The following is an 18578-nucleotide window of genomic DNA, read 5'->3' on the forward strand; positions in this document are numbered from 1 at the left end:
AAATTATAACAAAAAAGATTCCAGCTATCATTTTTTGATAACTGGAATCTTTTTTAACTTCATAAGGGCTAGTTATGTCCCAGCCCCTAGAGGAAGCGTAAATCTGAGCATTTAGTGATAAGGACTGAGCGAATTTTGCTCAGTTTTTCTTAACAAACAATGTCACGATAACAAGACTTTCTCCACTCGAGATTTTAAGTAATACTTCCAGCTATTCCGAGTTTGCACCATATAGGGGAAATTCGATAATGATAAAGGTCATATTGTCTCAAGTTCGTATTTTTTGTTCATTCACATTCTTAGAAGTATTTGCTATTATTTAGGATATATCCTGAAAGGAGTTGTTGCATATGTGGAAAGACTTTAAAGAATTTGCTTTTAAAGGAAATGTTATCGATTTGGCAGTTGCTGTTGTTATTGGAGCCGCTTTTAGTGCGATCGTTTCCTCACTTGTAGATAATATTATTACGCCATTAATAGGGGTTTTAATGAATGGGGTGGATTTGACCAACTGGAAGTATACTGTAGGAGATGCAGAGATACTATATGGAACATTTATACAATCGATAATCGATTTCTTCATCGTTTCACTATCTATTTTCTTTATTATTCGATTACTTATGAAATTTAAGCGTAAAAAAGAAGAAAAGGTGGTTGAAGAAGCACCTAAAGTAGATCCGCAAGAAGAATTATTGAAGGAAATAAGGGATTTATTGAAGGAACAGAATAAGGGGAAGTAGTGAAGTTAATGCATAAGCCTATAAGCAGAAGTAAACATTCCTTAGACCGTTTGAAATTTGGAGATTGGACGCAGAAATGCGCCTTCAAAGCCATAGAAAATATAAATATAATGGAGGATTTACAACAGTATACGCCATTTCTTTGTGGCACTTTTCCATTAGGGATACATACTGAAGCATCGGATTTAGATATAATCGTAGAAGCGCAAGACTTATCTGCATTTGCGGAAAAAATAAGATCATTATACGGTGGGTTTGACGCATTTTCTATAAAAAGGAAGAAAATTAGAAACCACGCTGTTGTGAAGGCGAATTTTTTATATCAAGATTTTGAATTTGAATTGTTCGGTCAAGCGCAGCCTGTTCATCAGCAATATGCATATCTACACCTGATTATCGAGGATTATTTGTTACAGTCCTTCCCTAGCTTAAAGCCATTAGTTAAAGTATTGAAAGAGAACGGTTTTAATACGGAGGAAGCATTTTGTGAGTTACTAGGTTTAGACGGAAATCCATTTGAGCAATTAATTCATTATGGAAAAAGGATACGGATAATTTAATGAAGCAAGGGAACCTTTCTCTCGTTTTCTCGTATTTACAAGTAAAATATACTGGAAGGAGAAGACTATGAATCCAAAAGCATGGATGCATCTTGAAGGGGCTGCTGTTTTAATGATTAGTATCTTTTTCTATGCAATGTACGATTTCAGTTGGTTTGTTTTTGCCATTTTTTTATTGGTACCTGATATTTCGATGGTTGGATATATGAAAAATACGAAATCGGGTGCTACGCTGTATAATATTTTTCATTCTTATATATTACCAGTGCTCTTAGTCGTTATTGGTTTTCTCTTTTTGTATTCATTCCTTATCATGATAGCTCTTATTTGGATCGCACATATTGGAATGGATCGAATGATCGGTTACGGTCTTAAATATCCAACAGCATTTAAAGACACTCATTTGCAGCGAGTTTGACACGCCATCATTGCAGGAACTTGTTCTTTTTGCTAAAGGGCTTTTTCGAATGGTATTTACTGACATATGTATAGAGGTCGTTAGTTTATAATTAGACAGAGGAACGAATAATTTTGTGTGATTATAGGTGATTGTCTTATACAAACTCTGGTTACTTGCCATAGGTTATTAGTGAACCTATTACAGGAAAGGGGAGTTCTCATGAGGCATCATCATCACGGGTGTGGTTGCCCGCCGAAACAAGTTGTTCATCCAACGAAGTATAACTGTGTAAAACAATGTAGTGAAAATGTAGTAGAACACATTCATCCGTCCCATACAACCGTAAAGAATCATCATACAACCATTAATAAACATGTATTTCCACATTCAACATCTGTACAAAATACACAAGGCAGTGTAGATGTTTATGGTGGTTCATTTAATGTTCCTGCTCCAGGAGACCAAGTAGCAGGAGCGATGGATCCAGGGTACGGCAATGGATATGGAAATGGAAATCAAGTAGCAGGTGCAATGGCACCAGGTATGGGCATGGGGCATGGTTGCCACAAGCCAAAACAGTGGCAAAAACCACATAAATGGTGTTAACTTAGATAAAAGGCTGGCATAATAAGTGTCAGCTTTTTATTATAGTCTAGGAAAATATAAAATTAGCCCATGTGGATAAATATGGGCGCTGGAGCTGCGTCTAGCTCCAGCGCCCAGAAACGAGTCGACTTCACGAATTGACCTAATCTAAGTCATCATCGACTCGCAAGCACCCCGTGATTCCTTTATCTCCGTTGATTGGCTCTAGTTGCTACGTTTCTAATCGGATGCTTGCGTTTTTGTTCTAATAGCAAGGAGGCATATAGATGAAAATTTTAGCAGTCACAGGATATAAACCAATGGAAATAAACATATTTAAAGAAGATGATCCGCGAATCACATATATAAAGGCTGCTATTGTAAAGCGAATTGTCCCACTCATAGAAGAGGGACTAGAATGGATACTCCTATCAGGGCAAATGGGAGTGGAAATATGGACAGCAGAAATCGTGTTAGATTTACAAGAGGATTATGATATAAAACTAGGTATCTTTCCGCCTTTTGAAAATCAAGAAACACGCTGGCCAGAGTCACTTCAAGAAAAATATCAAGCATTAGTGGCTACAGCTGATTTTTACAAGCCTATTTACCAAGGAGATTATAAAGGTTCGTTTCAATTTAAAGCGAAAAATATGTGGTTAGCTGACAAAAGTGATGCCTGTCTTATTTTAATGGATGAGGAATATCCAGGAAGCACTCGTTTCTTTTATGAAGCAGCAAAGCAAGCAATAGATGAAAATTCAATTTTTACCATAACACCTGCTGACTTAGATGATGTAGTTGAAGAAATGCGGATGTCTGATCCTGATTATTGGCAGAATTAAGCAAAGTCGCTGAAGTTCACAACTAAGTCGTCGAAGTTACAAATACACTTCAAGCAACCCGTAAGGGTGGTAAGTGGTGGGAGTAGTTCACTCCTCTTGAATCGTTTTTTAGTAATGAAAGAAGTTAAGAACATAAAGGAGCCTGTCATTTTTAATGATAGCGGACAAGTAATTCGAGTTACCGATGACATGGAACAGGTTCTTAGAAATCCAATCGATCAGATCAACCTGCAGCATCTTTGTCTACTTCGCTGGCTCCGGCAATTTAACCTCCCATCAATTCCTTTAGAGAAGCTTGTTGTTTATAGCAACGCTAATACAATTTTAAAGAATTTAACCAATAAATCAGCAATTACAAAAATAGTTATCCATAAGGAGAGATTAATAGAGAGAATCGATAAACTTCAAGCACGCTATTCTAAAAAGTGCTTTACAGAGACCGATTTGCTGTATCTATCCTTCCAGTTTATACTCCCGAAGAGATCGATGCTATGCAGATGTATGGAGTACATGCTGATGAATGAAAGGTGTCCTATGCCCAAGCTGTGAACGGAATAAAATGACTTTCTATTATGGCAAGTGGTATTGCTCTAATTGTCATTCGCAGTCAAATGAGGCCCATAAACAAGCACTTGCCGATTATGCTTTATTAATTAATCCATATATTAACAATCGACAAGCGAGAGAATTTCTCCAACTACCGACTTCCCATGTTACAAAACGAATATTACAAAAAGCAAATCTTGACTCAATTGGAGCAACAAGTGGAAGGAGGTATAGATTAGAATATTCGAATCTGTTGCAGGTTCGCTGAAGTTCACAAATATAAAAGCCAAGCATGAAAATAGTTAATCATTTACTTATACAAAGCATAGAATGATATAAATGGAGAAAGGAGAGTGCAGATGCAATACTCTTACAACCCTTATGTCAGACAGCAGCCCACTCCTGAAGCTACAGAGTCAAGGCGAAGACTAACGGTGTATGGAAATGGAAAGGTCTCGGTTGAACCAAATGTCGTTTCAATTCAATTGGCTGTTGTGACGGAAAATCAATCGCTGAGCCAAGCACAACAGGAAAATGCGCAAACGATGAATCAAGTGATTCAATCTTTATTAAACCTAGGAATTTCACAAGAAGATATTCAAACTGCTTCGTATACAATTTCCCCGAAGTATGATTATGAAGATGGAAAACAAATTGACCGAGGCTATCAGGTTAGCAATGCGATACGAGTCATCATAAAGGATTTAAATCAGATTGGAATTGTAATTGATACCGCTGTGCAGCAGGGAGTTAATCGGGTATCCAATATTGTATTTACTACAGATCATCCTCAGGCATTTTATGAGGAGGCGCTTCGTTTTGCCCTTGAGGACGGTGGAAGAAAAGCACGAACCATTGCCGACTCGTTGCAGCTTAATCTAGATCAAATCCCTGTTAAAATTATTGAACAGACAGAATCACCACCAGTTGCTTATAAAACGTTTGCTACAACAGCGGAGAGCTTCGCTACACCGATAGAACCAGGTCAAATAGAGATAGAAGCTGCAGTTGAACTTATTTATCAATATTAAGACTACGCTTTTTCCAGTCTATCTAGGTACATATACTGTGACAACTTTATGAATATTTCAGATAAGGCAGGTACTTTGGTGAATTTGTCGAATACAAATGCATAAGCTATTTATTGGAACATCATCGTAAAAAAGCGATTGGTGGTGAACGTATGGATCAAGATCATGATGAAAAAAATGAACTAAAAGAGAAGCCGAAGTATGCTGATCCTATTGGTGAAATGATTAGGAAGGCGGAAAAGGATGGTCAGTTTGATCATTTACCGGGCAAAGGAAAACCTTTAAAGCTGGGAAAGGATTACATGAATCCAAGTGAAAAACAGTTATACAAAACCATGAAGGATAATCATGTACTTCCGAAGTGGGTTGAATTAGCAAATGAGATTGACACGCTAAAGGAAGAAATTAGCGCTTTAGAAGGTGAAGAAAGAAAAAGAAAAATTAAAACGGTAAACAAAAAAATTAAAGCATACAATTTTGCTTGCCCACCATCCTTGCAACGAAACAAAGTTATAGAATAAGCAATACTGATAAAAGATGGAGGATAGTATATAATCCTGCATCTTTTTTTGTAGTATTATCGAATTCATAATATAATGAATTTAATTATATTAGATGATATGCTTATCTCACTAAATTTACAGATTTAGTTATATGTTGTTTGAAAATGGCTGACTTGAAAAACAGATGAGAATAGAAGTATAAACAGGACAATATAGACGCATTGACAGAAAAAATAGCAAGCATTTTCATTAATGCTTTTTATATAATAGAAAGGAGCGTAATGATGAATTATGTAATCCGCCAACTAGAAGAACGAGATATTGCTTCTGTCCAAGCTGTTGCTAAAGAAAGCTGGCATGCCACGTATGATGGTATTATTCCGTTACCTATTCAGGATAACTTTTTAAATTCTGCCTACAGTGATGAGATGATGAGGCGTCGAATGGATTTTTCAAATCTTTTTGTTGTTGATTTTGATAAAATGATCGTAGGGTTTGCAAATTTTTCGCCTGTATTTGATTCAGGGAAAGTAGAACTTGGAGCTATATATTTGTTGCCAGCATACCAAGGCATTGGACTCGGAACTGCTCTATTAACTCATGGAATTGACTATTTACGAGGGGCAAGAGAAATATATATTAATGTCGAAAAGGATAATGACATTGGAAAGCGATTTTATCAATCCAAAGGGTTCGAGGTTATCGAGGAATTCACGGAGAATTTTGACGGACACGAGCTACAAACCATTCGAATGATGTTGAAGCTGGGTAAATAGCTAACAATCTAGTAAATTAGGAATAGATACAGTATTTAACAGGCAATAAGGAAAGTTTGATAGGTAGATATATGCGAAAAATAGTAGTTGGACTATGGTACATATATGCTTGTTAATAAGTTTATTGGATATAATGGGAAGCTATACCATGCAATCCTGTGGCTGAGAGCACTATGTTTTCTGGAAGTATTTAAGTTTAGCTAATTGGAAAAAATGGGAGCGTACCTTATGCAAAAAAATATTGTGATCTGGGATGTCATTTGCTATCTAGTATTTCCATTATTTATTTGGAATTTTATGAGAGATACAATCGGAGATTACACAGCGATGCTAATATCGACGATTCCAGGAATTATTTATTCGTTTATTCGCTTTTTTAGAGTTAAACAGGTTAATATATTTGGTGCCTTTATGATTCTGACACTTATAGCAAGTACTTTAGTAAATGTGCTGGCAGGATCGGCATTGCAGATGCTTTGGAATAATGTCTACTATGCCTTTGCGATGGCAGTTTTTTTCCTATTTACTATATTAATAAAAAGGCCACTCTTTCTATTGTTTACATTAGATTTTGTGGAATTGCAGGGATACAGTAGGCAAAAAATGAAGGCGATTTTTAATGAGCGGAAATATTTTCTCGTGTTCAATCTGATTACACTGGGTTTTGCAGCAAGAGAAATTATCTTGGCTTTTATAAAAATTAAGCTTATTTCGGTTTATGGTGTAGATGCCTTTGATAAAGGTCTGATTATACGGAATGTTCTTAGCTGGGGAATTACAGCCATATGCGTTATTGGCTTTATTTATATTTCAAAGATGCTTCAAGCAAATGAGACAAGTAGATTATCGAAAAATAGGGAACGTGAAGTGTTTTAACGTATGAAAGCTAATTCCAAGTAATACATAAAAAGGTGATACGATGAAAATAAGAAAGGCAATTATGGCGGATGCAGCTAAAATAGCCTACGTACATGTGGAAAGCTGGAAATCCACTTATAAAGGAATTATTCCGGATGCTTATATACAAAAGCAGACTTATGAGAGGCGATCTAATCTTTGGAACGATAATCTTAGAAATCAGACCGTGTTTATAGCGGAAGATCATGCTGGAAATATTGTAGGTTTTGCAGTTGGTGGTCAAGAACGAACGAATGACTACCCTGGTTATCAAGGGGAGCTGTATGCGATTTATTTATTAAAGAACTATCAAGGAATAGGTATCGGTAGACGTTTATTTCGTTCTGTCACACAACAATTGAGGAGAGATGGCTTCCGGTCTATGCTTGTATTAGTGTTAGCTGATAATAATGCACGCTATTTTTATGAAACAATGGGCGCCAAGCGAATAGATGCAAAAGAGATTATGATCGCTGAGAAGAAACTTACAGAATATGTATATGGATGGCATCAATTATAACAACAAAACAAGGAGTGCATAAATAAATGGAATTTCATGATTTTTTTGCAGCACAAATAAGAATAGCTAGACCAACGGATAAATTTGATGAAGTTATCGAGTTTTATGAAAAAGGTATAGGATTAAAGCGAATTACCGAATTTACTGGTCATCGTGGGTATACAGGTGTCATATTAGGTCTTCCAGAGATTACGTACCAACTTGAATTCACAAAACATGTGGATGGTAGTCCTTGTCCTGCACCCACCAAAGATAATTTACTAGTCTTTTATATTCCCGTCCAAAAGGAAATTATTTCTATAGTTAAACGGCTACAGGATATGGGGTGCTACGAAGTAGATCCAGAGAATGGTTATTGGAAAGAGAAAGGTATCACTATTGAAGATCCGGATGGATGGAGAGTTGTATTGATGAATACAAATGGTATTTAGGAATAGTCCCTTCAAAAATAGAATAATGAGAATGGAGAAAACGAATGAAAATAACAGAGCTAAGAGATAAGAAACAGGCACCGAGACATTTGCTATTACTAGCAGATCCGTCCGAAGAATTAATTGAAGCTTATCTTATCAAGGGGAAATGTTTTATTGCCGAAGAAGCAGGAGAGGTAATTGGAGTGTATGTCCTGATGGCGAAGCGTATGGATACGGCAGAACTGATGAATATTGCTATTGATGAACGATTTCAAGGGAAAGGACTTGGTAAAAAATTGGTCTTACATGCCATTGAAACAGCGCAACTAAACGGTTTTCATGGTATCGAAGTAGGAACAGGTAATTCCAGTATAGGGCAGCTTGCCCTGTATCAGAAATGTGGTTTTCGTATTACAGGTATCGAGCAAGATTTCTTCACAAAACATTATCCTACTGAAATTATTGAAAATGGAATTGTTTGTAGAGATATGCTTCGACTTTCATTGCGATTAAATAATTAGATTGAACTAGTTTATATGATTAAGGAGGCAGTTATGAAAACTATTGGATTAATTGGTGGCATGAGTTGGGAATCTACAGCATTGTATTATCGCATCATTAATGAAGAAGTAAATAAGCGCTTGGGTGAATTACATTCTGCAAAATGCTTGTTGTATAGTGTGGACTTCCAAGAAATTGAGAGTTGCCAAGCTACTGGTGATTGGGAGAAGGCGGGAGAGATACTAAGTAAAAGTGCACATGCTTTAGAAAAAGCAGGAGCCGACTTCCTAATTATTTGTACGAATACGATGCATAAGGTAGTACCAGCCATTGAAGCAACTACTCATATACCAATCTTACATATTGCTAACTCAACAGCAGAGCAAATCAAACAACGTAATTGCAATAAAGTAGGATTATTAGGAACGAATTATACGATGGAACAAAATTTCTATATATCTCGTTTACGTGAACAAGGAATTCAAGTTATTATCCCGAAGCCGGATGAAAGAGAGCGGGTCAATGCCATTATTTTTAATGAATTGTGTTTAGGAGAAATTAAAGATGCTTCTAGAACCTATTATAAAGAAGTTATACAAGGGATGATTGACCAAGGAGCTGAAGGGATTATATTAGGATGTACAGAAATTGGCTTGCTCATCGGTCAAGATGATGCGCAAGTTCCGTTGTTTGATACAGCAAAAATACATGCAATAGCAGCAGTTAATAAAGCATTAACTAAGGGGGAAGAAGCATAGTGAAGGGGAAATTATCTCGTGTAGGGACCACCTATCTGCCTGTTAAAGACGTGGAAGAATCAGCAACGTGGTATGCAGAACACTTAGGAGCTAAAGTGAATTATAAAGATAATGATAAAGCAATTCTACAATTTGCTGATCAAAGTTTTTTTCTTGTTAAATCACCATTAGGTGAATCAGCTAACTTTACAGATAGTTATGGGAACGAATGTTTTTCCGTTACCTTTGAAGTGAATGGTGTAGAAGCGTTAGCGAACTTGCATCAAGATTTTAAAGGCAGAGATATTAACGTGGGCAAAATAGAAGATCGGGGACATGCTGGAAGAAATTTTGTGTTTTATGATCCAAATGGAAACAAATTTGATGTATGGAGTGAGTTAAGCCCAACATTTAGGGCATTACACCATCAGAAATAAAAACAATTATTAAGATTCACCAGTTATACCCTGTTCTGAATTAGATTGTAAAACATCTGTAGTGCCTAACTGTAGAATTAGGAGTGATGATGTGGGTTCACGAATGATGCACTTAATTATTGCAAATGAAATCGCTAAGCAACTATCGTTACGAAACAAGCATGCCTTTTTATTAGGAGGGATTGCTGCAGATGCAAAACATCCTAAGGATCAATCACATTATTATCAAGGTAATATTGAAGATTTTTCGAGAGTCATAGCATGGAACGATTTTTATCAAACATATAAAGAGGATACTTCTGATTATATTAAGGGATATTATTCTCATCTTATAGCAGATGATCTATGGTTACATGGATTTTATTTCGCATGGTTGAAAAATAGAATGGAAGTAAACAAACAGTTATTTGAAAGGTATCATCAGGATTTTCGTCTGCTTAATGGGATGCTAATTCAACATTATAATGTTTCGACTCAAATTATAGATGAATTAGAATATGGCTTAGAAACGGGTTCGATTGTAGAGGTAAGTAAAAATGAACTTCGTGCATTACTGAGAATGGTAAAGGAAGATTTTCAATCTGCCCACAAGCGATCGGACATAATATTGAAAGTATTTACATTTGAGCAAATCATTGGGTATATTGAAACTTCTGTTGAAAAGGGAAAAATGAAGATACAAGAGCTATTTATGTCATATCCCTGCTGAGGAAAGTGGTGAGGGCACTTCGTAAAATGAATGGGAGGAGGAAGGTTGTGAAAATTAAAAACTAACGCTATGTGAGGCGATTTTAAATGGAGCATTTTTACTGGTGTTGATTCAGAGCATGTTTTTTGGAACCTTAATAAGCGGGTGATCGTGTGAATTGGAGCAAAGGAAAGTTAGGTGTTCGTTCCTTAAAAGCTAAAGACAAAGTTTTAATAAAAAAATGGCTGACAGATCCAAAAATATTAGAATTCTACGAAGGGCGAGATAAACCTTATAGCTTGGACATGGTAAATGCAGATTTTTATGATCACAATCCAGAAATAGATCGTTCCATTGTAATCTACAAAGATTCGCCGATTGGGTATATTCAGATTTACCCAATTAATGAACAGACGAGTGCACTGACGGAGTATATGTCAAAAGGTAATGTTTGGTATGGATCAGTTCATAGGCGAGGTAGATTGTTGGAATAAAGGGATAGGTACACTCCTAGTAACAACAATGGTGCAACATTTATTAAAAGAAAAAGGAGCAAATAAGGTTATAATGGATCCGAAAGTTACGAATATTAGAGCATTGAGGTGCTATGAAAAAGCTGGTTTTAAAAAAATAAGAAAGCTATTGAATTTCGAATTTCATGAAGGAGCGTATCGCGATTGTTGGCTGCTTGAATTTAATAAGAATAACGAATAATCGCGGAATACATATGGTTATAGATTGCTTTTTGTTGAAGGCCGAAGAAAGTAGCTAATAATCAAAGTCCTAATAATATGGAGGTTAGCTGATTGACATGCTCCTTTGTTATGATGATTAATACGTTGATATATGCATCATGTTAATTTCTCAAGAAAGGCGATGAGAGGTTGTGAGAAATCGCGGTTCAGTCGTATTGCTTGAAAATAATCAAGTAGTCCTGATAAGGAGAAGGGTAGACAAACTGGAGTATTATGTTTTTCCTGGTGGAGGAATTGAAGTGAATGAAACTCCAGAAGAGGCTGCGAAAAGAGAAGCTTTAGAAGAACTAGGTGTTGTAGTTTCGATTACCAGCTGTCTGGGCATTCTTTCATACCATGGTGATCAGTATTTCTTTCTGGCTCGCATTGTTTCTGGAAGGTTTGGCACCGGAATGGGAGAAGAATTTTGTAATAAAACAACTGGTAGAGGCACTTATCATCCAGTATGGATTGATATTCCTCAGTTAATGAATATAGATGTAAAACCGAAGGAAATGGCGGAATTATTAATAGAAAAGTGTAATGAACTACATGTATGATTCAAGGGAGAATGAAATGAAGATTCAGCTAACTGAACAAAAAACGATAGCAATACGTATGTATCGAAAAAATGATTTTTCTTCTATTCAGCTCTTAAATCAAGAAGAGGATTGGAATAACCTAGTGCAGAATGAAGGAACAACGAGAGCAGCCTGGGATCATTCCAATGTCCGTTATGTTTTAGAAGATGAAGAAAGGATTATAGGCTATGTAAGAGGTTTGACGGATGAAAATGTTACATTATATATTTGTGAACTGCTTATCGCTAAAGACTATCGCGGTATAGGTTTAGGAAGACAGTTCTGGATTATGTACGCCAGATGTATCCGAAAACAAGGGTTGATCTATTAGCAAGCAGTAGTTCCTATACGTACTATGAAAAACATCACTACTGCCCGTTCTATGGATTTAGAAAAACTTGGGAAGAAGGATAAATGGCCAAAAGGAGAGACGGATAGTGGGATACATTGAAACGTTAAGAGAATTAGTAGGGCATCGACCGCTAATATTTGTTGGAGCTGTTGCTATCATTTTAGATGAAGAAAATAGAATATTGCTACAACAACGCAAATTCCCTAATGGTTCATGGGGGATTCCGGGTGGATTAATGGAATTAGGTGAATCCACGGAAGAAGTTGCCTGTAGAGAAGTTTTTGAAGAAACAGGTTTACAAATAGATAGTCTAGCTTTATTAAATGTCTATTCTGGAAAGGAACATTTTATTAGAGCAGAAAATGGTGATGAATTTTATGTCGTCACCGTCGCTTATTATACAAAGAGCTTTTACGGCAACTTGCAGATGGATGAAAAGGAATCGATATCTTTGCAATTTTTTAACGCAAGTAATTTACCTACTATTCTTGTAAAGAGTCATCAAGCAATTTTGGATGAATTTATCAGTACATATAACTGGCAATAAGACCCCACTTTAAGCAAAAAGTAAAACCAATATTGGTAAGTGTGGGATCTACTGCTAGTAAATGACCGATTGGTTCAGAGGCTTTAGGTCATAAATCGGTGGGGGATAAACTGATTGAAGCTTCACTTTATACATAAACAGATGTGATTAGCATGTTAAAAAAGATTAGGGTGATTTCCTTTGAAGTATAAATGGGGAGTAACGATGAAAAGGTTAATTTTTCCATTGCTAATTATGATCGTCTTGCTTTCAGCTTGTTTAAGTGATGAAAGGCGTATAATGATTAAACGAGGAGAACTGACAGAATACGAACAGAAATTAAACCAGTTAATAGGTGACCAGTTATTGATATATGATATTCAACATGCTACGGATCAAGTAGAAGCTGCAATTGCTACCATTGATTATTATGAGTATGGTCAATATAAAGACACCGTATCAAACATATCCATTTCCTTTTCAGCTGAAGATTTGGAGGAAAGTATTCGTTTAGTAGTTTTAAATCAACAAATGGAGGATAAGGAAAAGTGGATAACAGCCTTTCTTACCAAAACAGCTGTCGTTAGTAATGAAAACGAGCGAGATCTGGTTGGAAAAGAAGAGGTAGGACAAAGTACTGGAGTTGGGGGGATTGTTGAACCTACTCCTATTCAACTAAACGATAAACAAGTTATTGGTTCTATCGTAAGAACAAGTAAAGGTGAAATGGCGACTATGAATCATATTGAATCAGAAGCAGACCTAAAGCGAGCAACAAACTATGAACAAGTTTTTATCATTTCGTTAGAACTACAATAATTTATGAAAAGGGAAATGAGTTAAGTAACCTATTTAATGAAGTGTTTATCCCACATATAACTGGCAGTAAGACCCCACTTTAAGCAAAAAGTAAAACCAATATTGGTAAGTGTGGGATCTACTGCTAGTAAATGACCGATTGGTTCAGAGGCTTTAGGTCATACCCCTGTGGTACTAAACATCATTGGAGGATAAACAAAACTTCCACTGATTGAAGTGTCACTTTAGTACTGCTAGTAATAATTCATCAGAACCGTACGTGCTTCGTCATTGTAACTTGCGTACAGGCTTTAATAACAAAGGTCTATCAGAATATCAACGATTCCTTTATCTATTTCAGGTTCGTTCGGTGAAGGAGAGCCTTTTTTGATATGGAAGTAATACTGGTAATGCCCTAAAGTGACGGGATGAAGTGACCTCGAAAAGTCGGACTTTTCCTGTGGAGAGCATGTGGTTTACTTCCTAGTAGAACATAAAGAAAGCTTGTAAAGAAACAAAGCGTTTCTCTACAAGCTAAGATTGGTATTCACAACAGTTTTTAGGATTCGTTTGTGGCAGTATCTGGATGATTATCATGATTTGCTGTCCGTTTCATCATCATTTCTTGTTGTTCTTTTTGATTTTGACTGGTATCGACCCGTTTCATAAAGAGCGCTAAAATTAACGCTCCTGCAGCGATGATTGTAGAAATGAGGAATGTAAAGTTAATTCCGTTTAACATGGCATTATTTGCAATTTGCGCCTGCATTTCAGCCATCGCTTGTTCTGAAGCCATAGTACTTGGATCGATGTTTGCCATTGCTTCTTTTCCTAATTCTGCTGCCTTTGTTTCTGTTCGGTTGTTCATAACGGTAATAAGTAATGCAGAACCGATTGCTCCAGATACTTGCTGTAACGTATTGTTCATAGCAGTTCCATGTGGGTTATCCTTCATTGGTAACTGGTTTAATCCATTTGTCATTACTGGCATCATCACCATGGACATTCCGAACATGCGAAGGGTGTAAAGGAGCATAATTGTTCCATAAGCTGTTTCCATATTCAATTTACTAAAGAAATACGTTGTGCTAATCGTAATGAATAAACCAAAAATAGCCAATAGCTTTGGTCCATATTTATCAAATAAACGCCCTGTTATTGGCGACATTACCCCCATCACCAAAGCACCTGGGAGCATGAGCAGTCCAGATTCGAATGGGGAAATACCTCTTATCGTTTGTACATAAATAGGCATTAAAATCATAGCTGAGAACATCGCTATTGCAAGCACGATGGAAATAGCAGAGGATAATGCAAACATTGGGTATTTAAAAATCCGGAATTCGAGCATTGGATCATCCATACGAAGCTGACGCATGATCAAACCGGTAACAGAAATTACCCCCACAATAATCGTTCCATACACAAGAGGATCATCCCAGCCATTTTCTCCAGCTGTACTGAATCCGTACAATAGTCCTCCAAAACCTAAACTTGATAGAATAATAGATAGGACGTCAAGTTTAATATCACGTTGTGGCGTAATATTTTTCAATTTAAAAATGGCATATACGAGTGTAAATACTGCGATCGGTAAAACAATATAAAATAAAGTTCTCCAGCTGTAATGTTCAATTACCCAGCCAGATAATGTTGGGCCAATGGCAGGCGCGACAATCATAACAAGTCCAAAGGTACCCATGGCTGTTCCGCGTTTTTCAACAGGAAACGCTGTTAACATCACATTCATTAATAGTGGCATCATAACAGCTGAACCAGAGGCTTGAATCATTCTTGCTACAAGTAGTACTCCGAAAGACGGTGCTAAACTTGCTAAGAATGTACCAGCTGTAAATAGAAACATTGCAGTGATAAACAGATTTTTGTTGGTAAAGCGTTGAATAAAGAACGCACTAGCTGGTATGAGAATGCCATTTACTAGCATATATCCGGTAGACAGCCATTGTACTGCCGACGGACTCACATCAAACTCTGTCATAATGGAAGGTAAGGCTATATTTAACAATGTTTCATTTAATATGGCAACGAATGCACCAACAAATAATATGGCAATCATCCCATAGGGTGGTTTTTGTTCAGGAGAATGTGTTTCCAATTCTTCATTCCTTCTTTCTTCAATGATAATAAATGGTGGTTGATTTAATACTTACTCATTTTATACCTACAGTACAATAAAATCAATATGTTTATTTTCAACTATTTTAAAATAGTATCATGTCAGTGTTTAATGGTGTTTTAATAATTGTACTTCGATTATAAAATGATGTTTCGTCTATGTGGATTTCGACGTTCTAAAATAAATAAATGAAAAAAACTAACTTTGTTTAATAATTCAATAAAAAAGGAAATATAAGATGTAGAACAAAAAATGGAGGAATATAATGAAAAAGCTAATTCGAAAATTAATTAAATATGGACCAATTATTTATCCGGTAATAAGAAAATACATGAATAAAAGAAAAACAAAAAAGTCAAGTCACGATTAAAAGTAAGTGAAGGTGGTTATAAAAGGATGGGCGTGGGACAACTGTATTTCATCATAATCCGAACAATTTCCATGCAGGTTGTATGGGTCATACCATGAGCAAGAAATAAAAAGGCTATCCATGTTAATACGTCGCCTAACCTGGAGACCCTACCTCCTAGCAAGTAAAATCTTAATTTATGATTCTTAAACAATGTAAACATGGTGCACTCCTAAAAACCACCTAAGGACATTAGCTGGTAAAGGTCTCCTGAAAAATTGCTAAAAAAGGTGCAATTTGTTATTAGGGTATTGACATTTTGAGGTTTAGAAACAGATTTCTTGATGTTTCCGCTTATTTTTGATAACAATGAATAGTGCAATTAACTCAAAACTACAGGAGGAATACGATATGAAAATTGTTGCAATGGTTGGTAGTAATCGCCAAGACTCATACAACATGAAGCTAACTCGCTTTTTACAAAAAAGGTATACGAATAAAGTTGAAATTGAAATTTTGCCAATTGATCAACTTCCTTTCTATAATCAGGACGAGGAATTTAACCCGCCTACAATTGTAAAAGAGATTAAAGATAAAATTCTGCTAAGTGATGGTATTCTTATCGCTACACCAGAATATAATGGTTCGATTTCTGGCATGTTAAAGAATGCTTTGGACTGGTTTTCTCGTGTAGACCAAGTAATGGTGAAGAAGCCTGTTATGATTGTAGGAGCTTCTATGGGCGCAATGGGAACGATTCGAGCACAAATGCAGCTTCGTCAGATTTTAAATGCACCTGGTATTGGAGCACTTACATTACCTGGAAACGAAGTGTTCATAGGATCAATCCAAAATAAAATGGACGAGCAAGGTAATCTTACCGATGAACCTACAATTGAGTTCGTGGATTCTGTTATAGACAACTTTGTGGATTGGACAGAAAAAACAAAAGTTTTTAGCTAATTACTTACTATTTGAAACTTGCTTTCAAGAGAATACTCTTGAAAGCAAGTTTTTTTAAAAAAGATAAGAAAGTATAAAATTTCTAATCGGGCGCTTGCGCTTTTCCTTAGGAAAAATACTGACATTTACCTCCTCCAAAAATGAGGCAAGCATTGAATTCATATAAATGAGATAATTAATTAAACGTATTAGCCTCCTCTTAAGCTGGTTGACACTCTGTCATGATAGGAGACAACAGGAGTGGACGAATGTATAGTTTGTTTGGTGAGGTGCGAATTTGCTTAAACATGCGTTGAAAGAGAGGGATGACGTTGACAATTAATGGTATTAATCATTTGCTTTTTTCAGTATCGGATTTAGGTAGGTCTATTAGCTTTTATGAACAGGTCTTTCAAGCAAAGCTTCTAGTGAGGGGGAAGCGTACAGCATATTTTGATTTAAACGGTCTATGGCTGGCTCTAAATGAAGAAATAGGAATTCCTCGTACGGAAATTCATCATTCCTATACACATATCGCTTTTTCTATTGAGGAAAAGGATTTTTTAAGTGTTTATCAAAGATTAAAGAGCCTAGGTGTAACTATTCTAAATGGAAGAAAAAGAGATATACGTGATCAACAATCCATTTATTTTACTGATCCAGATGGTCATAAGTTTGAATTCCATACAGGTACGCTTGCGGATCGATTAGACTATTATAGGGATGAAAAGCAGTATATGGAATTCTTTGATTGACAAGAGGCGTTGTGAGGGGAATACTAAGTTTTGACTTATGAGAAGTTAAAAGCGTAACTTTGGACAGGGGTGTATATATTAGGAGCTAACCTTTAAACGTTAGATCAGCTCCTAGCTTTTTTTATAAGCTAAGAAAGTATAAAATCAGTGCAATGACTGCGTTAAGCGAAGTAGTTATTTTGAAATGTTTGATGTATATTGGCAATGCTCCGACTAATTACTTCGCTTTCCGCGGACACGGCCTCAACTAACTTTGCAAAGAAGAACACGTTGCAAAGTGGATTTTCGGCTCGCCGCTAATCCCGCAGGAGTCTACGTAATTAGTCTCCGCTATGAGAAGGTGCAACAATTCTTGTCATAAGTAATAGTTGACTTTTTTACAATGGATAAAGTGAAAATCGCTATCCGTGAGTATAAAAGCAGCTGTGTTACTTCATGCTAGCGTTGTAGAGCCTGATAATAGCGAAGGTCAGCCACTTCAACTCCTGTGGGAAATGTTTGACCTGAAGATCCACTTTTTTGAGCGGGTTTTGCTAAAAAAGTTAGCTGAAGGACAAACCCCACGGAAAGGGAAGTGGGCAGCCGGAGTGATTCCATAATAGCTACTAGAGGAAGCGTAAATCTGAGCATGTAGTGATAAGGACTGAGCGAATTTTGCTCCGTTTTTCTTAGTATAGCGAAGTTCTGGCGTTACTATCTATTGGTCAAGAGCTTCAATTTGATTTTTAAGATCGGTGATATTTTCTATGGTTTGATATAAATCCGATTGTTTTAATTGTTCCACTGCTGTCTCGCCACTGTCGATGATATTATTTGTTGTATCTAACAGTACTTGGCTTTTGTTTTCTAATTCTTGATGAATATCTGTGGCAATGGTAGGTGGATCAATTGTCGTAAAATCTTCTATGGTACCTTTTAAAGATTCTAGATGAGATAATAGTGCTTGCCCTTCAAGTGAAGAGGTTTCCTCAGCAAAGTTGCTTAGTGTATTGATATAATCACTTGCTTCATTTGCATAATTCAATGAATGAGTCGTTTCTTCTAACAACGAACATCCACTAAGGAATACTAATGTAACAGTAATAAGTAATAGGAAGCTTTTTTTCATTTGCTTCTCCTTTCAGTACAATTGTGTCTTTAATTAATTTACGTTGAAATGCCTGTTTAAGTTTCAAGCATATATGTATAAATGTTTTTCTAACTAATGGGGAAACTATTTGCTTGA

28 protein-coding genes are annotated in these 18578 nt (G+C 36.2%); 26 read left to right on the forward strand and 2 right to left on the reverse strand.

Features of this window, described 5'->3' with window-relative positions:
- Window positions 1-350: 350 nt before the first annotated feature.
- The 23 genes from mscL to RVS70_RS14895 all read left to right on the forward strand — a co-directional run bounded on the left by mscL (window position 351) and on the right by RVS70_RS14895 (window position 13191).
- Complete coding sequence (gene mscL / locus RVS70_RS14785) at window positions 351-740, forward strand: large conductance mechanosensitive channel protein MscL (protein ID WP_026682044.1); 390 nt, start codon at window positions 351-353, stop codon at window positions 738-740.
- An 8-nt stretch (window positions 741-748) separates the two neighbouring features.
- Window positions 749-1300: a DUF4269 domain-containing protein gene (locus RVS70_RS14790; protein WP_034679333.1), complete on the forward strand. Its 552-nt coding sequence runs from the start codon at window positions 749-751 to the stop codon at window positions 1298-1300.
- A 67-nt stretch (window positions 1301-1367) separates the two neighbouring features.
- Window positions 1368-1718, forward strand: a complete 351-nt coding sequence (locus RVS70_RS14795) for a DUF4260 domain-containing protein (RefSeq protein WP_026682046.1) — start codon at window positions 1368-1370, stop codon at window positions 1716-1718.
- A gap of 201 nt (window positions 1719-1919) precedes the next feature.
- The gene (locus RVS70_RS14800; RefSeq protein WP_121604778.1) at window positions 1920-2306 is read left to right on the forward strand and encodes a spore coat protein; all 387 of its coding nucleotides are present in this window, start codon (window positions 1920-1922) and stop codon (window positions 2304-2306) included.
- A 266-nt stretch (window positions 2307-2572) separates the two neighbouring features.
- Window positions 2573-3130 (forward strand): SLOG family protein, encoded by a 558-nt coding sequence (locus RVS70_RS14805; protein ID WP_026682048.1) that lies wholly within the window; start codon window positions 2573-2575, stop codon window positions 3128-3130.
- Between the two features lie 96 nt (window positions 3131-3226).
- Complete coding sequence (locus tag RVS70_RS14810) at window positions 3227-3679, forward strand: NERD domain-containing protein (RefSeq protein WP_026682049.1); 453 nt, start codon at window positions 3227-3229, stop codon at window positions 3677-3679.
- The gene (locus RVS70_RS14815; RefSeq protein WP_152525436.1) at window positions 3651-3944 is read left to right on the forward strand and encodes a hypothetical protein; all 294 of its coding nucleotides are present in this window, start codon (window positions 3651-3653) and stop codon (window positions 3942-3944) included. Before RVS70_RS14810 ends, RVS70_RS14815 begins: the two co-directional genes overlap by 29 nt.
- A gap of 91 nt (window positions 3945-4035) precedes the next feature.
- Window positions 4036-4707: an SIMPL domain-containing protein gene (locus tag RVS70_RS14820; protein ID WP_026682050.1), complete on the forward strand. Its 672-nt coding sequence runs from the start codon at window positions 4036-4038 to the stop codon at window positions 4705-4707.
- 152 nt (window positions 4708-4859) lie between these two features.
- Complete coding sequence (locus tag RVS70_RS14825; protein ID WP_026682051.1) at window positions 4860-5228, forward strand: DUF1992 domain-containing protein; 369 nt, start codon at window positions 4860-4862, stop codon at window positions 5226-5228.
- Between the two features lie 266 nt (window positions 5229-5494).
- A complete protein-coding gene (locus tag RVS70_RS14830; protein WP_166529792.1) occupies window positions 5495-5986 on the forward strand; it encodes a GNAT family N-acetyltransferase in 492 nt (163 codons plus the stop codon).
- Between the two features lie 228 nt (window positions 5987-6214).
- On the forward strand, window positions 6215-6862 hold the full coding sequence (locus RVS70_RS14835) for a VC0807 family protein (RefSeq protein WP_034679329.1): 648 nt from the start codon (window positions 6215-6217) through the stop codon (window positions 6860-6862).
- Window positions 6863-6905: 43 nt separating this feature from the next.
- Complete coding sequence (locus tag RVS70_RS14840; RefSeq protein ID WP_321133840.1) at window positions 6906-7403, forward strand: GNAT family N-acetyltransferase; 498 nt, start codon at window positions 6906-6908, stop codon at window positions 7401-7403.
- A 26-nt stretch (window positions 7404-7429) separates the two neighbouring features.
- Complete coding sequence (locus RVS70_RS14845) at window positions 7430-7834, forward strand: VOC family protein (protein ID WP_026682054.1); 405 nt, start codon at window positions 7430-7432, stop codon at window positions 7832-7834.
- Between the two features lie 44 nt (window positions 7835-7878).
- A complete protein-coding gene (locus RVS70_RS14850; protein ID WP_121604781.1) occupies window positions 7879-8337 on the forward strand; it encodes a GNAT family N-acetyltransferase in 459 nt (152 codons plus the stop codon).
- A 33-nt stretch (window positions 8338-8370) separates the two neighbouring features.
- Window positions 8371-9075: an aspartate/glutamate racemase family protein gene (locus tag RVS70_RS14855; RefSeq protein WP_121604782.1), complete on the forward strand. Its 705-nt coding sequence runs from the start codon at window positions 8371-8373 to the stop codon at window positions 9073-9075.
- The gene (locus tag RVS70_RS14860; RefSeq protein WP_121604783.1) at window positions 9075-9491 is read left to right on the forward strand and encodes a VOC family protein; all 417 of its coding nucleotides are present in this window, start codon (window positions 9075-9077) and stop codon (window positions 9489-9491) included. Before RVS70_RS14855 ends, RVS70_RS14860 begins: the two co-directional genes overlap by 1 nt.
- 91 nt (window positions 9492-9582) lie before the next feature.
- Window positions 9583-10200, forward strand: coding sequence for a zinc dependent phospholipase C family protein (locus RVS70_RS14865; RefSeq protein ID WP_026682058.1), 618 nt, complete (start codon window positions 9583-9585; stop codon window positions 10198-10200).
- A 152-nt stretch (window positions 10201-10352) separates the two neighbouring features.
- Entirely contained in the window at window positions 10353-10673 is a 321-nt protein-coding gene (locus RVS70_RS14870; protein ID WP_308036062.1) for a GNAT family N-acetyltransferase, read from the forward strand.
- The gene (locus tag RVS70_RS14875; protein WP_308036063.1) at window positions 10636-10893 is read left to right on the forward strand and encodes a GNAT family N-acetyltransferase; all 258 of its coding nucleotides are present in this window, start codon (window positions 10636-10638) and stop codon (window positions 10891-10893) included. The genes RVS70_RS14870 and RVS70_RS14875 overlap by 38 nt, the downstream gene beginning before the upstream one ends.
- A gap of 172 nt (window positions 10894-11065) precedes the next feature.
- Window positions 11066-11473 (forward strand): NUDIX hydrolase, encoded by a 408-nt coding sequence (locus RVS70_RS14880; RefSeq protein WP_121604784.1) that lies wholly within the window; start codon window positions 11066-11068, stop codon window positions 11471-11473.
- 16 nt (window positions 11474-11489) lie between these two features.
- A complete protein-coding gene (locus tag RVS70_RS14885) occupies window positions 11490-11825 on the forward strand; it encodes a GNAT family N-acetyltransferase (RefSeq protein ID WP_321133847.1) in 336 nt (111 codons plus the stop codon).
- 106 nt (window positions 11826-11931) lie between these two features.
- Complete coding sequence (locus tag RVS70_RS14890) at window positions 11932-12393, forward strand: NUDIX hydrolase (RefSeq protein ID WP_026682061.1); 462 nt, start codon at window positions 11932-11934, stop codon at window positions 12391-12393.
- Between the two features lie 180 nt (window positions 12394-12573).
- A complete protein-coding gene (locus tag RVS70_RS14895; RefSeq protein WP_321133848.1) occupies window positions 12574-13191 on the forward strand; it encodes a hypothetical protein in 618 nt (205 codons plus the stop codon).
- A gap of 538 nt (window positions 13192-13729) precedes the next feature.
- Here RVS70_RS14895 and RVS70_RS14900 read toward each other — a convergent pair.
- Complete coding sequence (locus tag RVS70_RS14900) at window positions 13730-15247, reverse strand: DHA2 family efflux MFS transporter permease subunit (RefSeq protein WP_051388366.1); 1518 nt, start codon at window positions 15245-15247, stop codon at window positions 13730-13732.
- An 820-nt stretch (window positions 15248-16067) separates the two neighbouring features.
- On the opposite strand from RVS70_RS14900, the gene RVS70_RS14910 reads away from it, so the two are divergent.
- The 3 genes from RVS70_RS14910 (at window position 16068) to RVS70_RS14920 (ending at window position 17952) form a co-directional block, all read left to right on the forward strand.
- Window positions 16068-16619, forward strand: a complete 552-nt coding sequence (locus tag RVS70_RS14910) for an NADPH-dependent FMN reductase (RefSeq protein WP_026682062.1) — start codon at window positions 16068-16070, stop codon at window positions 16617-16619.
- A 305-nt stretch (window positions 16620-16924) separates the two neighbouring features.
- Window positions 16925-17353 (forward strand): metallothiol transferase FosB, encoded by a 429-nt coding sequence (gene fosB, locus RVS70_RS14915; RefSeq protein ID WP_371413947.1) that lies wholly within the window; start codon window positions 16925-16927, stop codon window positions 17351-17353.
- A gap of 407 nt (window positions 17354-17760) precedes the next feature.
- Window positions 17761-17952, forward strand: coding sequence for a hypothetical protein (locus RVS70_RS14920; RefSeq protein WP_121604787.1), 192 nt, complete (start codon window positions 17761-17763; stop codon window positions 17950-17952).
- Window positions 17953-18050: 98 nt separating this feature from the next.
- Here the strand turns inward: RVS70_RS14920 and RVS70_RS14925 are convergent, their stop codons facing one another.
- The gene (locus RVS70_RS14925; RefSeq protein WP_121604788.1) at window positions 18051-18461 is read right to left on the reverse strand and encodes a DUF6376 family protein; all 411 of its coding nucleotides are present in this window, start codon (window positions 18459-18461) and stop codon (window positions 18051-18053) included.
- Between the last annotated feature and the right edge of the window lie 117 nt (window positions 18462-18578).

It is taken from the genome of Virgibacillus sp. M23, from assembly GCF_034190895.1.
In the GTDB taxonomy this organism is placed as follows: domain Bacteria; phylum Bacillota; class Bacilli; order Bacillales; family Amphibacillaceae; genus Virgibacillus; species Virgibacillus salarius.

Coding starts and splice junctions, on each gene's coding strand:
- mscL (WP_026682044.1), top strand. CDS start 351: ATGTGGAAAGACTTTAAAGAATTTGCTTTTAAAGGAAATGTTATCGAT.
- RVS70_RS14790 (WP_034679333.1), top strand. CDS start 749: ATGCATAAGCCTATAAGCAGAAGTAAACATTCCTTAGACCGTTTGAAA.
- RVS70_RS14795 (WP_026682046.1), top strand. CDS start 1,368: ATGAATCCAAAAGCATGGATGCATCTTGAAGGGGCTGCTGTTTTAATG.
- RVS70_RS14800 (WP_121604778.1), top strand. CDS start 1,920: ATGAGGCATCATCATCACGGGTGTGGTTGCCCGCCGAAACAAGTTGTT.
- RVS70_RS14805 (WP_026682048.1), top strand. CDS start 2,573: ATGAAAATTTTAGCAGTCACAGGATATAAACCAATGGAAATAAACATA.
- RVS70_RS14815 (WP_152525436.1), top strand. CDS start 3,651: ATGAAAGGTGTCCTATGCCCAAGCTGTGAACGGAATAAAATGACTTTC.
- RVS70_RS14820 (WP_026682050.1), top strand. CDS start 4,036: ATGCAATACTCTTACAACCCTTATGTCAGACAGCAGCCCACTCCTGAA.
- RVS70_RS14825 (WP_026682051.1), top strand. CDS start 4,860: ATGGATCAAGATCATGATGAAAAAAATGAACTAAAAGAGAAGCCGAAG.
- RVS70_RS14830 (WP_166529792.1), top strand. CDS start 5,495: ATGAATTATGTAATCCGCCAACTAGAAGAACGAGATATTGCTTCTGTC.
- RVS70_RS14835 (WP_034679329.1), top strand. CDS start 6,215: ATGCAAAAAAATATTGTGATCTGGGATGTCATTTGCTATCTAGTATTT.
- RVS70_RS14840 (WP_321133840.1), top strand. CDS start 6,906: ATGAAAATAAGAAAGGCAATTATGGCGGATGCAGCTAAAATAGCCTAC.
- RVS70_RS14845 (WP_026682054.1), top strand. CDS start 7,430: ATGGAATTTCATGATTTTTTTGCAGCACAAATAAGAATAGCTAGACCA.
- RVS70_RS14850 (WP_121604781.1), top strand. CDS start 7,879: ATGAAAATAACAGAGCTAAGAGATAAGAAACAGGCACCGAGACATTTG.
- RVS70_RS14855 (WP_121604782.1), top strand. CDS start 8,371: ATGAAAACTATTGGATTAATTGGTGGCATGAGTTGGGAATCTACAGCA.
- RVS70_RS14875 (WP_308036063.1), top strand. CDS start 10,636: ATGGATCAGTTCATAGGCGAGGTAGATTGTTGGAATAAAGGGATAGGT.
- RVS70_RS14885 (WP_321133847.1), top strand. CDS start 11,490: ATGAAGATTCAGCTAACTGAACAAAAAACGATAGCAATACGTATGTAT.
- RVS70_RS14900 (WP_051388366.1), bottom strand. CDS start 15,247: ATGATTGCCATATTATTTGTTGGTGCATTCGTTGCCATATTAAATGAA.
- RVS70_RS14910 (WP_026682062.1), top strand. CDS start 16,068: ATGAAAATTGTTGCAATGGTTGGTAGTAATCGCCAAGACTCATACAAC.
- fosB (WP_371413947.1), top strand. CDS start 16,925: ATGACGTTGACAATTAATGGTATTAATCATTTGCTTTTTTCAGTATCG.
- RVS70_RS14925 (WP_121604788.1), bottom strand. CDS start 18,461: ATGAAAAAAAGCTTCCTATTACTTATTACTGTTACATTAGTATTCCTT.